The sequence below is a fragment of the Actinokineospora sp. PR83 genome, assembly GCF_021056305.1.
GTDB classification, from domain to species: Bacteria; Actinomycetota; Actinomycetes; order Mycobacteriales; family Pseudonocardiaceae; genus Actinokineospora; species Actinokineospora spheciospongiae.
On the sequence record NZ_JAJCXD010000011.1, the window covers coordinates 41,739 to 55,878 of the forward strand.

Below are 14,140 nucleotides of genomic sequence, written 5' to 3' on the forward strand. Positions count from 1 at the left end.
ACCGCGGTGCGACCGGACGGGTCCGGTCAGATGAGGATGATGCGTTCCAGCGTCGAGTCGTCCGTGCGCCGGATCAGGATCTCGTCGCCGTCGATCTGGGCGGTGCGGTACAGCAGGCGGCCGTACGCGACGAGCCTGCGCAGCGCCTCGGTCTGGTTGATCTGCTCGCGGTCGGCGATCTCGTCGAGCGCGGCCTTGGTCGCCGAGGAGATGTTGGCCGTCAGCCGGTGCGCCCCCGGTTGCTCTTCTCTTCGCTCAGCACTGTTCTCCGCCAAGGTTCTCACTTTCGCCTCAGTCGTCGCGGTGTTGCCGCCGGGCAATTCCGGCCCTCCTGCCTGTGCCTTCGATTAGTCGATCTCCGGACAGTGTCGCATGGCCATGGGCCGGGCACAGCAAACAAGCGCCATCCGTTACCTGCTTTCACGCTTGAGTGACGCTATGGAAGCGCATCAGAATGCAGTGCCCCGTCTGAGTCCTCCGGAGCGTGTGCTCCCGGGTGGTGCGTGCCCCGTCCGCCCGTCGACAACCACCAGCAGAACCCACGAGGTATTCGTGACACCACCCGAGAAGAGGGTCGGCCGCACCCCGGGGACCGGGCGCCGGTTCCCGCCGCGACCCGCAGGCGACCCGCCGCGCGGCGATGTCGAGGCCCCCGACCTCATCCTCCGGCAGGCCCTGCCCGCCGATTACCTGACCGGCCGCGCCGCCGGGGCGGGGCACGTGCGGTGGGCCATCGCCCTCGGGGTCGCCCTCGGCGTGGTCGCCCTGGCGGCGGTCTTGGCCCGCCGCTCGCTCACGGCGAACACGGCGGGGGAACACCACCGGACTCAGGGAGGTTGAGCTGGTCAGACTCAACTTCTTGGAGAGTGATCCGCATGTCCGAGGCTCTGACGCTGCCGGTGCTCCCGCTGGACGACACGGTCCTGCTGCCCGGCATGGTCGTCCCCATCCAGCTCACCGGCGGCGACAACGCGAACGAGGCCCGCGCCGCCGTCGAGGCCGCCCGCTCCGGCGGCGAGCCCGCCCGGGTGGTGCTGGTGCCCCGGCTGGACGGCAAGTACGCGCGGGTCGGCACGCTGGCCGTGGTCGAGCAGGTCGGCCGGTTGCCCGGCGGGCAGCTCGCCGCCGTCGTCCGCGGCACCGGCCGGGTGCGCATCGGCGCGGGCACCACCGGCCCCGGCGCCGCGCTGTGGGTGCAGGTCGAGGCGCTCGACGAGGTCGTCGACGAGCGGGTGCCCGAACTGGCCCGCGACTACAAGGACCTGGTCACCCGCATCCTGCAGCAGCGGGGCGCGTGGCAGGTCGTCGACAGCGTGGCCTCGGTGGACGACCCGTCGGCGCTCGCCGACCTCGCCGGGTACGCCACCTACGTCTCCGACGAGAACAAGGTCTGGCTGCTGGAGACCACCGACGTCGCCGAGCGGCTGACCCGCCTGCTGGAGTGGGGCCGCGAGCACCTGGCCGAACTCGACGTCAACGAGACCATCCGCAAGGACGTGCGGGAGGGGATGGAGAAGCAGCAGCGGGAGTTCCTGCTGCGCCAGCAGCTCACCGCCATCCGCAAGGAACTGGCCGAGCTGGACGGCAAGCCAGCCTCCGAGGAGCAGGACTACCGCGCCCGCGTCGAGGCCGCCGACCTCCCGGAGAAGGTCCGCGACGCCGCGCTGGCCGAGGTCGACAAGCTGGAGCGCACCTCCGAGCAGTCCCCCGAGGTCGGCTGGATCCGCACCTGGCTCGACACCGTGCTCGACCTGCCGTGGACCACGCGCACCGAGGACGCCTACGACATCCCCGCCGCCCGCGCCGTCCTCGACGCCGACCACGCGGGCCTCGACGACGTCAAGGACCGCATCATCGAGTACCTGGCCGTGCGCAAGCGCCGCGACGAGCGCGGCCTGGGCGTGGTCGGCGGCCGCCGCTCCGGCGCGGTCCTGGCCCTGTCCGGCCCGCCCGGGGTCGGCAAGACGTCGCTGGGCGAGTCGGTGGCGCGGGCCATGGGGCGCGAGTTCGTCCGCGTCGCCCTCGGCGGCGTCCGCGACGAGGCCGAGATCCGCGGCCACCGCCGCACCTACGTCGGCGCCCTCCCCGGCCGCATCGTGCGGGCGATCAAGGAGGCGGGCACGATGAACCCGGTCGTCCTGCTCGACGAGATCGACAAGGTCGGCTCCGACCACCGCGGCGACCCCACCGCCGCCCTGCTGGAGGTCCTGGACCCGGCGCAGAACCACACCTTCCGCGACCACTACCTGGAGGTCGAGCTCGACCTGTCCGACGTGGTCTTCCTGGCCACGGCGAACGTCGTCGAGTCCATCCCGGCCCCGCTGCTCGACCGCATGGAGCTGGTCCGGCTCGACGGGTACACCGAGGACGAGAAGGTCACCATCGCCGCCGACCACCTGCTGCCCAGGCAACTGGAGCGGGCCGGGCTCACGGCGGAGGAGGTCTCGGTGTCCCCGGACGCCCTGCGCCTGCTGGCGGGGGAGTACACCAGGGAGGCGGGCGTGCGGCAGCTGGAGCGCTCCATCGCCCGCGTCCTGCGGAAGGTGGCGGCGCGGCTGGCGCTGGGCTCCTCGGAGCTGCCCCTGCGGGTGGACGCGGCGGACCTGCGCACCTACCTCGGCAGGCCCCGCCACACCCCCGAGTCCGCGGAGCGCACCGGGGTCCCCGGCGTCTCCACGGGCCTGGCCGTCACCGGCGCGGGCGGCGACGTCCTCTTCGTGGAGGCGTCGCTGGCCGAGCCCGGCACCGGCGCCACGGGGGTGACGCTGACCGGCCAACTGGGCGAGGTCATGAAGGAGTCGGCGCAGATCGCCCTGTCCTACCTGCGCTCGCACGGCGCGGAGCTGAACCTCCCCACGGCCACCCTGGCCGACCGGGGGGTCCACATCCACGTCCCGGCGGGCGCGGTCCCCAAGGACGGTCCCAGCGCGGGCGTCACCATGACCACGGCCCTGGCCTCACTGCTGTCCGGCCGCCCGGTCCGCTCCGACGTCGCCATGACCGGCGAGGTCTCCCTCACCGGCCGGGTGCTCCCGATCGGCGGCGTCAAGCAGAAGCTGCTGGCCGCGCACCGGGCGGGCATCACCACGGTCCTGCTGCCCCACCGAAACGAACCGGACATGGACGACGTCCCCGACGCCGTCCGCGAAGAACTCACCATCCACTTCGTCACCGACGTCCGAGAGGCAGTGGACCTGGCCCTGGAAAAGGAAGCAACAGCAACCTTGGCCGCCTGAGAACAACAGTGCGGGCCGACACCACCCGGTGCCGGCCCGCACTCCCACAACCACAACAAACCCGCCCCACCAGATGCGGGCGAAGCCAAGCCCACCACGCTGGATGCCGGACGAAGCCGAGCCCGCCCCACCAACCGCACCTGGGCGAGGCCCAGGTCCACCGGGTTGGTTCAGGAATCCACCGCACTGCCAGACGCGCCGAGGCCCGGCGAGGCCCGGCGAGGCCCAGGTCCACCGGGTTGGTTCAGGAACCCACCGCACTGCCAGACGCGGCGAGGCCCGGCCGAGGCCCAGGTCCACCGGGTTGGTTCAGGAACTCACCGCACTGCCAGACGCGGCGAGGCCCGGCGAAGCCCAAGCCCACCAGGCTGGTTCAGAAACCCACCGCACCGTGGGGGTCTGGGGGGTCGCCCCCCCAGGGAAAACGACGACCGACCTGGTTCGCGCTTTCCGCGAACACAGGTCGGCCGAGGTCGGTGGAGCTAGCCCGCCGATACTCCAACCGCGAAGAACTCCTGAAACCGCTGGTCAGAACGCTAGAGTTGATCGAGTCCGAGCCGCCTGTGACTGAGCGGCTGGACCAGTTGCCCTCAGCCGATGGCCCAACTCCACCTGCGTCCCGCAAGGTCACGGCCCGGCTGACGGCGGACGAGATCAAGACGTTGGTGGCGTCCTACCTAGCAGGGTGCACCATCCAAGCTCTGGCTGAGTCGTATGTCATCAGCCCCACTTCTGTGAAGCGTCTGCTTCACCAGCACGGGGCGCGGAAGCTGCCGCCACGAGGAGGAGCGGCATAGTTTGACATGCCTCTAGCCCGTCGCCGACTTTGGCGTACGGGCTAGAGGCATTTGTATTTCACACTTAAACGAGGAACTACACATGGAACGAGAACCCAAGAAAAAAGAGCGTAAGTCAGACAAAAATAATCAGTACTACATCTTCGGTCCGTGGAGCTTTAGCATAGGCGAAGCGGCACGCATCATTGAGGAGAAGCCGCGGCCGACAGTGTCTCTGCCGGTTTTTGAGTGGGCAAATGCTTTTGGCTTACCAGGGCTTGAAACACCCGGGATGATTCGACTGCTAGGGCCTGGCCCATACTTTGACAAGGACTATGCGATGACTACCGATTTAAGTGACCCGGTCATTGTGGCGACACTGGTAGATAAAGAGGGTGTAGCGAGTCCGCTGTTCATTGATGGAACGCATCGGTTGTATCGGGCGTTTCAAGAGGGTGTGGAGGAGTTGCCAGCATATGTGTTGACGGCGGAGGAGACGGAGATGGTTCGTAGAAACAGATATCTAGAATAAGAAGCGGCCCTGATACGCTCTACGCTATGCCTCAAGACAGACCTGCTGTGCCAGCGCAATTGAAGCGTGAAGTTCTTACGGAAGCCGGACACCGATGCGCAATACCAACGTGCCGCAGCGTACCGATTGAAATCGCACATATCATTCCGTGGGCGGATGTTCGTGAACACGCCTTCGATAATTTGATTGCATTGTGTCCAACCTGTCACACCAGGTTCGATACTGGAACGATTGATCGACAGTCCATGCGAATGTACAAGCAAAACCTTGCCACGACCAATGGTCGATATGGTGATGTAGAACGTCGCGTACTCACCTATTTTGCACTAAACCCTAATGTAGATGAGGTGCAACTCCCCGGTGTAATGGACATTCTGATGATGCACCTCTTGCATGACGGGTATGTCATCTACGGTGAGACTTTTAGGGCTAGTGCGACTTACGATGGACTCTTCGACTTCAACGTGCCTGTTCTGCAAATCTACCGACTCACGGAAGAGGGACGAGAGTTTGTACAGCGTTTGAGCGATGCCGAAGAGGCAGTCTAAAAGTGAATTTTTGCAAAAGGAGAACTACCTATGGAACAACAACACCCATACCAAGGAGGTGAAAACCCCTACTTTGGCGTCAACAGCTACGGCACAGACGATCCCGTGCGACAAGCCGAGATAGAACAAGCACGAATGGCTGCCTCGCGGGAACGGCGAGAAGCGCGAGCACGGCTGGAGCGATACGTTGCCGTGGGCGTTGACCCGGATGATGCTGAAACCCTGATCGAGTTTCAGGACATGGCCAGCGACCGGGAACCTGAGCAGTCAGCGGAATCCGTCTCCGAGCCAGTTACCGACGAGCAGCGCATCCACCACGGCATCACCGATGCCCTTCGTGACAACCGCCCCATCGACCACGCCACGGCGCGGGCTATTGCGGCTCAACTTCATGGCGGTCAAGAGTCGCCGCTGTATGCCTTGGTCTCGTCCGGGGCGCTGGTCGAGGGCTTGGCGGAGGAGCTGGACACCTGGCGACGGGATGACACACTGGTAGAGCTGGAGCCGTGGCTGGATGCCCTGGACGAGTACATCACCGGCCGCGCGGCGGCACCGGAACCAGTCGACGGCTGGGCCACGCTCTGGCCGGGAGACCCGCCAGTCAGCACCGAACGAGCTGCGGACGCTCAGGAGGTACCTGGACAGGTACACGCCGCTCTCGGGAGTACTGCGCTGGCGGCCTCCGGTGAGGAGGTCACAGAGCACCGTCCAGCCGACCGGCTGACAGCAGCGGTTGCAGCGGCTGAGACGTTGGACCAGCCCATTGACCCGAGGACAGTGCAGGTCCTTGCGCGGCATTTCAAGGGCGAAGCGCCAGACAGCCCACTGGCGGTGCTGGCCGGGTGTGGGACGGTGTTCAACGAAGATGACGAGCTGTACCGGGAGCTGTATCGGGACTGGGAGCAGCACAGCTCGGATGAACAGCGGTGGGTCAAGGCGCTACACCGCTACGTGGTGGAGTACGCCGAACAGACAAGCCCGGTGCCGTACTGGCCGGAAGGTGCAGACAGCTACGACACTCCGAGCGGGGTCAAGCCGGAGATTTGGGTAGCCAGCCTGCTCGACTACAACAATGGCCTCAACCACGGCATGTGGATCAGGGCCGACCAGGAACCGGAAGCACTGCACGAGCAGATTTCCTGGATACTGCGGACTTCTCCGACGGCTCGCCGCTACGGCGAAGCCGCGGAGGAGTGGGGCATTTTCGACCAGTCCGATTTCCCGGGGCATGACGTGTACGAGTACGCCAGCATGGAGACGGTTACCCTCCTTGCCCGCGGTCTGGCCAAACACGGCGAACCCTACGGGCACTGGGTAGCGCTGGTTGGTGAGGACAGTACAGAACTCATCGACCCGGACAAGTTCCATGAGCACTACGAAGGTACCTGGGACTCTTTAGAGGACTACGCCGAAGAGTGGTTGACCGAAACAGGGGCATATGAGTTCTTGGAGCAGGTGCCAGAAGATTTTCGGCAGTACGTCAAGGTTGATGTGGAGGCGTATGTGCGGGATCTTGAGGCGAGTGGGTTGAGTTATGTGGAGTTAGGGGGAGGACGGGTGGCAGTATATCGCTAGTCGCCCCAATCGGACGAGCGTCGTGTCGTATTTACTCCGTGGTTTGGCCGGTCTCATCAGTTTGGAACTCCGTAGAGTCGCTAATCTCTTCGCGTAGAACTGCTAGGGCTTCAATGGTGCGCAGTCGAATAGTGTTCCAGGCGCCATGGTAATCAGTGATGGGGTATGACAAACTCAGAGCGCTCAGGCTCGTAACTCCACGATGCTCGGTTCCGGTGTGCTGTCCGAGCGAGTTTCTTACACTCTGTACTGCGCGAAGCGTCTCGATAGCCGTCTTCATGCGATCAAGTGCCGCTGGATCAAGCTGTCGCTTACTAGAGACGAACGGGATGATTCGCTCAAGAGGCGTTTTGTATGCACTACTATTTCCTGGAACGATCATAAGTTTAATAAGTTCGCTGAGACTGCTGAGCTGTGAAGAGAACTCATCCCTAGTGTGAACGTCAAAAGCAAGCCGGGCTGTTCGCTCATTGCTGATTGGCTGTAGCAGGTTCTTGTCGAAGTTGAGTCGCCAAACGACATTCAAGTAGTCGAGTGCTTCATGTAGCCCCAACGCTGAAGGGGTAATAGGCTCCGTGACGACCGACTCAGGTGTGAGTAGCTCTATAACCCGAGCAATGTACGCTTCAACACTCTCGATACCTGCATATAGTGCGAGTCCACGTTGAAGTTCTAGACTCCAGCCATCTGAGCCCTCGTAGGTTCCCAGGAATGCTCTCCGAAACACGGGCTCGGTCTTTGCGATTTGTTGAAATTTTTCTACCACATCGACAGGGATGTGTGGCATTTTTTGGTGCATTTCTTGCCATGTCATCCTAGTGTTGGCTAGGCCACCTGGAGGAATGTCAAAGCTAAGGCGAAGTTTAACAAGATCCTTAAGGACGACAATGAACTCTTCTGCCCTGCGGTGTTGTTCAGCATCACCGCTATGCCATCGACCAGCAATTGTAAGATCGAACGCCACTATCGGACCGATGTTTTCCTGATTGGACCACGTGGAAGCAATCATGGGATTTTGGTTAGACAAAATCGTACTGTATTTTCCATACGGACGATTTGAGCCAACGAACGGCAGAGAGTTAAGGACCGACAGGGCATCTACCCCTATTTTATCGAATTCATGTTGTATATATTCCCAAGCTGGCGGACGATAGTCATATTTGCGGTATACGTCAGCGATCAGTCGCAACAGGCGTCGGTGTTCATCCGTAGGAGGCTCAAGCAAATTCGACATTTGGATTTCCTGTCTGATCGTGCCGGACAAGCTGCGTTGCTACGGTTTCTACTTCTAGTCTACGTCATGCAAGTCCCATTAGTCTCATCTTTGCTTGTGTGCCGCGAACCCGGCCTCTGCCAAGGAGGTCCAGTCCGAACGGCAGCGCCAGGCCCGCGAAGCCGAGAAATAAGCCGAACACTCCACGGATACTCTGCGGCTGTTTGTCCGGGTCAACCTGAGCGCCAAGGGGGCAGCCTACTTGCCGGATACCTGAACCGACCGGATTGGTCCTATGAACTGCGCAAAGCTATTGAAGCTCGACTCGGTTGCGCACGCTGACGACCCGCGCATCAGCCGTCCAAGCTGCACCACGGCGAGCGACGTTACGTAGGCCCATGGCTGCTCGTCTCACAGCGGCGTGGATAGTTATCCTTATGGCTGACTTCAAGGGTGGCAGGGCAACCCGATTACAGCTTGCAGAGCAGTATGGCATTGGACGGAGCAGCATTGCAAAACTTTCAAGGAGGCCCGACAGGCGAAGGCCTAACTTGTATGACTTTCCATTCAGGCTAAGAGAAATTGATAGCGGAAAATTTTTGGTTAAAATATACTAGCCCTATGAACTTAACTGAATTCACCGAAGACATGCTTCCAGAGAGGTATGAACCAAATTGGGAGAAGTTGACGCACTCCAAATCTGAAGCGCCTCATATGGAGGCGAGTTTTTACCTGCTACGCGAGACAGCGCATTGGGTGAGCTTGGTATCAAGCATTCACGTAGCGCCAATAACTGAACGCAATCTTGCTGTCAACCGAGGCATGTTGGTTCGGCTAGCAAAGCTAACGCGACTGTTGGTTCGTGATCTTGCTGCAAAAGAGTCTTTCCAACAAATGGCAGTTAATCGTTCCGTGCTTGAAACTGTCGCCACATTGCTCTACCTTCTTGGAGATGCGGGCAATGGAGAGCGGTACGATCAGTATATCGCGAGTGGCCTCATAGCGGAACGTGAGTTGCTCACAACTATCCTGGAAAATATCGAAAAGCGAAATGGGATTGCGCTACCCATTGAGATGCGAATGCAGCGGTCTATCAAAAAGGCCGCTGCGGCGGCAGGTGTCGATGATGTGTCGGCAATCCCCGGAAGGGGGAAAATCGGATACCCTTCAATTGAAGCGCGTATCAAGCTTCTCGGTGACACCGTGTACGATTCTTATCGACAGGGTTCCGTCGAAGTTCACGGCGACTGGAACGACCTTTATAGAAACCATCTGACGTATCAAGATGGCGTGTACTCCCCAAGGTTGGAAGATTACGAAACGCGCCCCCAGTTACCACTCGCTACTTCCATGCTTGTGATATCAACAGTCGGGCAGAATGTTGGCAAACTCCTTGGGAGCACCGATGCAAGTTTTATTGCAGCCTTTGAGGAACCGCTAAAGGACCTAGGGGGCCGGGTAGTTCGCCTCGATCGTGCACACGAAGCGTTGATGCAGCAGCAAGGTTGAAGTTGCGCGTTGCCGCCTGCTTACTATTGCTTGCTTGTCTGTAGGCTTGTCGTATGAAGACTTGCATTCTCGCCACCTGCATGGGCTTTAACCGTGCCCGTGACCCCTGGCAGCCGTCTCCGGTCTTCCGATACGCCTTCGAGTTGGCAGGCAACCCCTCCAGGCCCAAGGTCTGCTTCATCCCGACCGCTAGCGATGACGACACGGTCAGCATCGAAAGCTTTTACGCGGCCTTCGCCGACACCGATGTAGAGACAAGTCATCTCGCGCTGTCGGCCGACGACCGGCCGCGCGACTTGGCAGATTTTCTCGGTGAGCAGACCCTTGTCTGGGTCGATCGCGGCAATGTGGCCAAGGCTCTGGAGGTCTGGCGAGAGCATGGCCTCGATCAGGTGCTTCGTGACTGCTACGAACACGGTGTCATCCTCGGCGGGGAGTCCGCAGGTTCGCTGTGCTGGTTTGCTGGTGGCGTCACCGACTCGTTCGGTGAAGTGCAGGCACATCGGGACGGCCTGGGCCTGCTGCCATATGGCAACGCTGTGCATTATGCCGACCGCCGCCAAGTATTTGAGGGCGCCATGCGAGCAGGAGAGTTGCCGTCAGAGGGCTACGCCATAGACGCCGGAGCCGGGCTGCACTTCCAAGGGCACGAGCTGGTGCACGCGATCAGCGATCGCAAGCACGCCAGCGCTTACCGGGTGACAGCGAACGGCAGCGATATTCACGAGGAGCCACTGGACGTGACTCGCCTCAAGCGGTCCTAACTTGCAAACGGCGGAGCACTGCCTGCATGTCATCACGGCCTCGCCAGCGGGCGAAGGTACGGGCGGCTCGCCCCAGTTCGGCTCGGGCTGACTGTGAGCCGACCGCTTCAATGTCATCGAGGGCAGCCAAGGCATGGTGCGCAGCTTCTTCGGGTTGCCCGATGTTGGCATAGGCCCGTGCCACCTTGGCTCTGGTGATCGTGGCTGTACGAGCCGAAGATGACGACAAGCTGTCCAGGCGCGGTGCCAGACTGGCAATGGCCTGCTCACCGCGGCCAAGGTAGATGTCGCAAGTGGTCTGGAAGATCGTGAAGAGGTCTTCGGTCAAGACACTGCGTTGTCCCAGCAGCGCGTCACCGCCTTGGACCGGCTTGGACAGCAGCGTCACGGCTTGGTCGAGAGCGCGCGTGCTTGCCTCCTGGTCGCCGAGCAGCGCATGGCCGAAGGCTATCTGTTTGGCAGCCAAGCCTCGCATCCGTGGCGACGACTGGGACTGGGAGAAGACCGTTGTGGCGTTGTCGATAGCCCGGCGACCGTCTCCTGAGAAGCTGACGACCATCATGGAGCGTCGCACGAACCCGTACGCGGACATGGCGTGCCAGTCAGCGGCTTGACCCCACTGCGCGGCTCGGTCAATCCAGTACATCGCGCCCGGTAGGTCGCCTGCCTCCTCGCTGAGCCAACTGAGACTTTCAGCGAAACGCGCTTGCATCTGGTGGTACTGCGACTGTTCCTTGCTGCCTGCGCGGCGGCGAAGTCCGTCAAGGACGGCCACGCTGCCGGTCAGGCCGTCAATCAGCCGGTGAGGGTGAAGCGACCGGGTAGCGACTTGGAAGCCGTCATAGGTTGCGGCGAAGTGGTCAAGCGGGTCGGTAGTCATATCAAGCGCTTCAACCGCTCTCTCGAAGCGGCGGTTCAGCACCGTACCTGCCACACCGACGCTCAGAGAAGCCAGCAGTTCTCGCCGTGAGAGCGGCATCGCTTCACCTCCAAGCAGCGACACAACGAACACATCGCTCTCAGAAGGTACCCCGAATGGGGGCGAATCAGACATGGTGACAGTGCCGTGCAATAGCGAGACCACCACACCGCCTGTGCCGTAGACCTCGTCCAGCTTGGCGGCAAGCCACTCGTGGAGCTGGCGTTGGCCGCTCTCAACGTACGAGAGCAACGATGGTGCGCAGCGGACCTGGTTAGCGACGGTACCCAGTGTCATCCCACGTGCTGTCCGCAGTTCGCGGAGCACCGCTCCTAGCTCAGCGTTCCCGGGCACTGCCGCTCCTTGACAGTTCTTCACAACTGGCCGCGACCGATCGACTGCATCCAGTGAAGCACACAAAACTCGTGGTCAGGCACCCGCCGCCCACCAACCCCGCCTCCGGGCGGCGGGTGCCGCCCCTACCCCCGAGCCAGGGAGCCGAGACGGATGCCGACACGTCAGGTTGCCAGTCCGCAGCACAGCCGTAGCCCGCTCGTTCGGAAGGGGGCGGCCGGGCCGCCTGCCTTCGTGGAGGCCGCGCCCCCGGCTGAGGTGGTCTTCGGCTACGTCCGCAGTGTCAGTGACCGGCCGGGCTACGTGGAGGGCTGCAAGGAGACGCTGGCCTGGTGGTGCGCCCGGGAGGGTTGGGAGCTGTGGACGGTGTTCACCGACGTCTGCTCAGGTGTGCTGGAGGCCGACGAGCGGCCCGGCTTCACCGGCCTGCTTGACGCCCTCGACATGCGCCCGGCGGCTGCCGTGGTGGTGGTCGACGGTGGGCACCTGTCGCATCGGGTTGAGGTGGTGGCCTCGCTGGTGCGGGAGCTGGTGCTGCGGGGCATCGAGCCGTGGGTCATGGACGGTGGTTTGCCCCCGGAGGTTGAGCGGGTGCTGTCCGGTCGTCTTCCCGGGTCGTAGGGCGCCGGTGGCAGGCCATGTCGCCGGGTGCATCGAAGGGCAAGCCACCACCGCCGGAGAAGGCCGTGTCAGTGACGGTCTCCCTGTCCCTCACGGAACTGGCAGCCATCGCGCGGGCGGCCTGGGTGGTCACTTCCCTGGGTGAGCCCCGGGAGGTCAACGGGGCGGACAGCGCCATTCGCAAGCTGCGCCAGGCCGCCAAGGCTCACCCCGCACTACCGGAACGGCTGGGCGACCAGTCGAAGAACTAGAACCGCGGCTTGCCCTCCCGCACCTACTTTCCTTGCCACAGAACGGATTCACACTCATGACTGACCCGAACGACACGCCCTCCACTGCTGCCGAGTCGGACAACCCTTGGCGGGACGACCAGGTGCTCTTGGGTGGCCTGGCCCAAGTCAACGAAGCCTTGTCGGCTTACCTGGAACACCTCATCCGGGAGCACACCGAGGGGGAAGCGCCGTTGCCCGCCTCGGTGGTGGCCAGTCTGGGCATTTCCATGATCGAGACGGGCATGTCCCTCACGGGGCGGATCGTCAACAGCTTGCCCAAGGACATGACCGGGCCGGTCTTCCCGGACCCGGCCACCATGCCGAAGAACCGACAACAACAGCCGGGCAGTCCGACGTGACCCGCCACGACGGCAGCCAAGCCGCGGCCGTGCCGGTGGCGGAGCTGCTGCGCCGGGTTGCTGAGCAGGGCTATGCCCTACGGCTTAACTGGCGAGACAAGGACTACGGCCCTGACGGCCTGATCTTGGACGCCAAGCGGGACGACTGCCCCACGGGCTTCTTCCCGAGACTGCGAGACGACAACACCACGATGGGCGAACAGACAGACGGGGCGTGTTCGCAAGTCCCCTCCGAACGTACGGAGCCTACTTCCGAACACGAGCTGGCCGACGAAGCACCGGAGGACCGGGAGCCGCCGCCGAAGCGGCGCCCCGGCCTGACGGTGATACCGCCGCCTGTGGGACCGAGCGAGTTCGTGGAGGACGTGGGCTTCATGGGACAGGTACTTGATGGGCTACGTCGGTGGGCGTGACGAGGTCGAACTCATCTTGTAATACCTGTTAGACAGCAGGTGTAGCAATGGCGTAAACTTTATCGGCAAGGTTTTTTCGTCTTCCTGAAGTTTCGAGAAATAAGGTGCCATAGCGCTCGGCTGGCTTAGAGGGCGCGAGGGTCACAATTGCACGCTGCCGGTCGCTCAGGCGACGTATAGACAACAGGTTTTCTTGATCTTCCTGTTCCCACCGGTTATCGGAATTCAACTTCCACTGTGACTGCTGCACCAACTGATTGCTGTAGTCATCATTTGGTGAAGTGCAAGTCCACGCTTGTACCATGGCATGTAAAGTACCAGAGGAATCCCACCAGAGGTCCCTCATTGCCATGCCGTGTTCGCCAGGGCCCCTACCATTTGTAGGGAGGTCGCTATCTGGGATTATGGCTGCTGTGCTCGTGTGGGTCACCAACCGGGTTTGAGGGTCGTACAACGTGACAATTGAGGCAGTTGTGCACGCAAAAGCGTAAGCTCCGCTCAATACAGCCAAGCGGACTGAACCAACCGTAGTCCCAGTTATCTGCTCAACCGCGGTATTACCTTCTGAAGTGCCAAACTCTGCCGAAGGTTTGGACGCAGAAACTATGTACATTCGTTCAGGGCCGCCCCGAAACGATACTTCAGTCAGGTCGCCGTTGGCGGCCAGTGCTGAACCTTCGGCCTCGCCGACCAAACGCACCGCGATGTACGTATCGGGAAGTCCGGTATTAAGGATGGTGGGTGATGCAGTAGACGAAAGGTCAATGCGCACGATCTTAGAAGTGAACAAGCCTGTTGCAGGGTTGTTTGAGTCAACTTCAAGTTGCGTCAGGGCTACAGCGCTGCCGTCCAGTGCTGCAATGGTTTCACACCCAGGGCATGGCAGCGTGCGTACAACATTGGATTGCGCATCAATCACTGAGACCGATCCATTCGGATTCGGGCCAGCGTGACCATTGAGCGCGGCTACGAAGCGACGATTGTGAGTCCACACGATTCTGCTGTGCTTGTCGAAAGTATTCGAAGCGCGCGCAACTATCTGATCACCA

At 61.9% G+C, this 14,140-nt stretch carries 15 protein-coding genes; 11 read left to right on the top strand and 4 right to left on the bottom strand.

The features are described from left to right. Positions 1 to 26 precede the first annotated feature (26 nt). On the bottom strand, positions 27 to 275 hold the full coding sequence (locus L6E12_RS03695) for a ribbon-helix-helix protein, CopG family (RefSeq protein ID WP_236226442.1): 249 nt from the start codon (positions 273 to 275) through the stop codon (positions 27 to 29). 277 nt (positions 276 to 552) lie between these two features. Here L6E12_RS03695 and L6E12_RS03700 point away from each other — a divergent pair, with 277 nt between their 5' ends. The 5 genes from L6E12_RS03700 (at position 553) to L6E12_RS03720 (ending at position 6,667) form a co-directional block, all read left to right on the top strand. After that, a complete protein-coding gene (locus L6E12_RS03700; RefSeq protein ID WP_236226443.1) occupies positions 553 to 840 on the top strand; it encodes a hypothetical protein in 288 nt (95 codons plus the stop codon). A 35-nt stretch (positions 841 to 875) separates the two neighbouring features. After that, on the top strand, positions 876 to 3,236 hold the full coding sequence (gene lon / locus L6E12_RS03705) for an endopeptidase La (RefSeq protein ID WP_236226444.1): 2,361 nt from the start codon (positions 876 to 878) through the stop codon (positions 3,234 to 3,236). Between the two features lie 879 nt (positions 3,237 to 4,115). Beyond that, a complete protein-coding gene (locus L6E12_RS03710) occupies positions 4,116 to 4,544 on the top strand; it encodes a hypothetical protein (RefSeq protein WP_236226445.1) in 429 nt (142 codons plus the stop codon). A 26-nt stretch (positions 4,545 to 4,570) separates the two neighbouring features. Next, a complete protein-coding gene (locus L6E12_RS03715) occupies positions 4,571 to 5,092 on the top strand; it encodes an HNH endonuclease signature motif containing protein (RefSeq protein ID WP_236226446.1) in 522 nt (173 codons plus the stop codon). A gap of 30 nt (positions 5,093 to 5,122) precedes the next feature. Beyond that, positions 5,123 to 6,667, top strand: a complete 1,545-nt coding sequence (locus L6E12_RS03720; protein ID WP_236226447.1) for an antirestriction protein ArdA — start codon at positions 5,123 to 5,125, stop codon at positions 6,665 to 6,667. A gap of 31 nt (positions 6,668 to 6,698) precedes the next feature. On the opposite strand, the gene L6E12_RS03725 is transcribed toward L6E12_RS03720, so the two are convergent. Continuing rightward, positions 6,699 to 7,931 carry a hypothetical protein gene (locus tag L6E12_RS03725; protein ID WP_236226448.1) on the bottom strand — a complete coding sequence of 411 codons (1,233 nt, stop codon included), beginning with the start codon at positions 7,929 to 7,931 and terminating at the stop codon, positions 6,699 to 6,701. Positions 7,932 to 8,501: 570 nt separating this feature from the next. Here L6E12_RS03725 and L6E12_RS03730 point away from each other — a divergent pair. Both L6E12_RS03730 and L6E12_RS03735 read left to right on the top strand, forming a co-directional pair. Next, positions 8,502 to 9,389 carry a DUF5677 domain-containing protein gene (locus tag L6E12_RS03730; protein ID WP_236226449.1) on the top strand — a complete coding sequence of 296 codons (888 nt, stop codon included), beginning with the start codon at positions 8,502 to 8,504 and terminating at the stop codon, positions 9,387 to 9,389. A 53-nt stretch (positions 9,390 to 9,442) separates the two neighbouring features. Then, complete coding sequence (locus L6E12_RS03735) at positions 9,443 to 10,153, top strand: peptidase E (protein WP_236226450.1); 711 nt, start codon at positions 9,443 to 9,445, stop codon at positions 10,151 to 10,153. Here the strand turns inward: L6E12_RS03735 and L6E12_RS03740 are convergent. Beyond that, entirely contained in the window at positions 10,140 to 11,450 is a 1,311-nt protein-coding gene (locus L6E12_RS03740; RefSeq protein ID WP_308074034.1) for a helix-turn-helix transcriptional regulator, read from the bottom strand. The genes L6E12_RS03735 and L6E12_RS03740 overlap by 14 nt on opposite strands. 210 nt (positions 11,451 to 11,660) lie before the next feature. Here L6E12_RS03740 and L6E12_RS03745 point away from each other — a divergent pair, with 210 nt between their 5' ends. From L6E12_RS03745 to L6E12_RS03760, 4 genes are all read left to right on the top strand, one after another. Then, the gene (locus L6E12_RS03745) at positions 11,661 to 12,047 is read left to right on the top strand and encodes a recombinase family protein (RefSeq protein WP_236226452.1); all 387 of its coding nucleotides are present in this window, start codon (positions 11,661 to 11,663) and stop codon (positions 12,045 to 12,047) included. Positions 12,048 to 12,112: 65 nt separating this feature from the next. Beyond that, the gene (locus tag L6E12_RS03750) at positions 12,113 to 12,298 is read left to right on the top strand and encodes a hypothetical protein (protein WP_236226453.1); all 186 of its coding nucleotides are present in this window, start codon (positions 12,113 to 12,115) and stop codon (positions 12,296 to 12,298) included. Positions 12,299 to 12,354: 56 nt separating this feature from the next. Next, on the top strand, positions 12,355 to 12,678 hold the full coding sequence (locus tag L6E12_RS03755; RefSeq protein WP_236226454.1) for a hypothetical protein: 324 nt from the start codon (positions 12,355 to 12,357) through the stop codon (positions 12,676 to 12,678). Next, complete coding sequence (locus tag L6E12_RS03760; RefSeq protein WP_236226455.1) at positions 12,675 to 13,091, top strand: hypothetical protein; 417 nt, start codon at positions 12,675 to 12,677, stop codon at positions 13,089 to 13,091. The genes L6E12_RS03755 and L6E12_RS03760 overlap by 4 nt, the downstream gene beginning before the upstream one ends. A 28-nt stretch (positions 13,092 to 13,119) precedes the next feature. Here the strand turns inward: L6E12_RS03760 and L6E12_RS03765 are convergent, their stop codons facing one another. Further along, a complete protein-coding gene (locus L6E12_RS03765; RefSeq protein ID WP_236226456.1) occupies positions 13,120 to 14,010 on the bottom strand; it encodes a hypothetical protein in 891 nt (296 codons plus the stop codon). Positions 14,011 to 14,140: the final 130 nt, after the last annotated feature.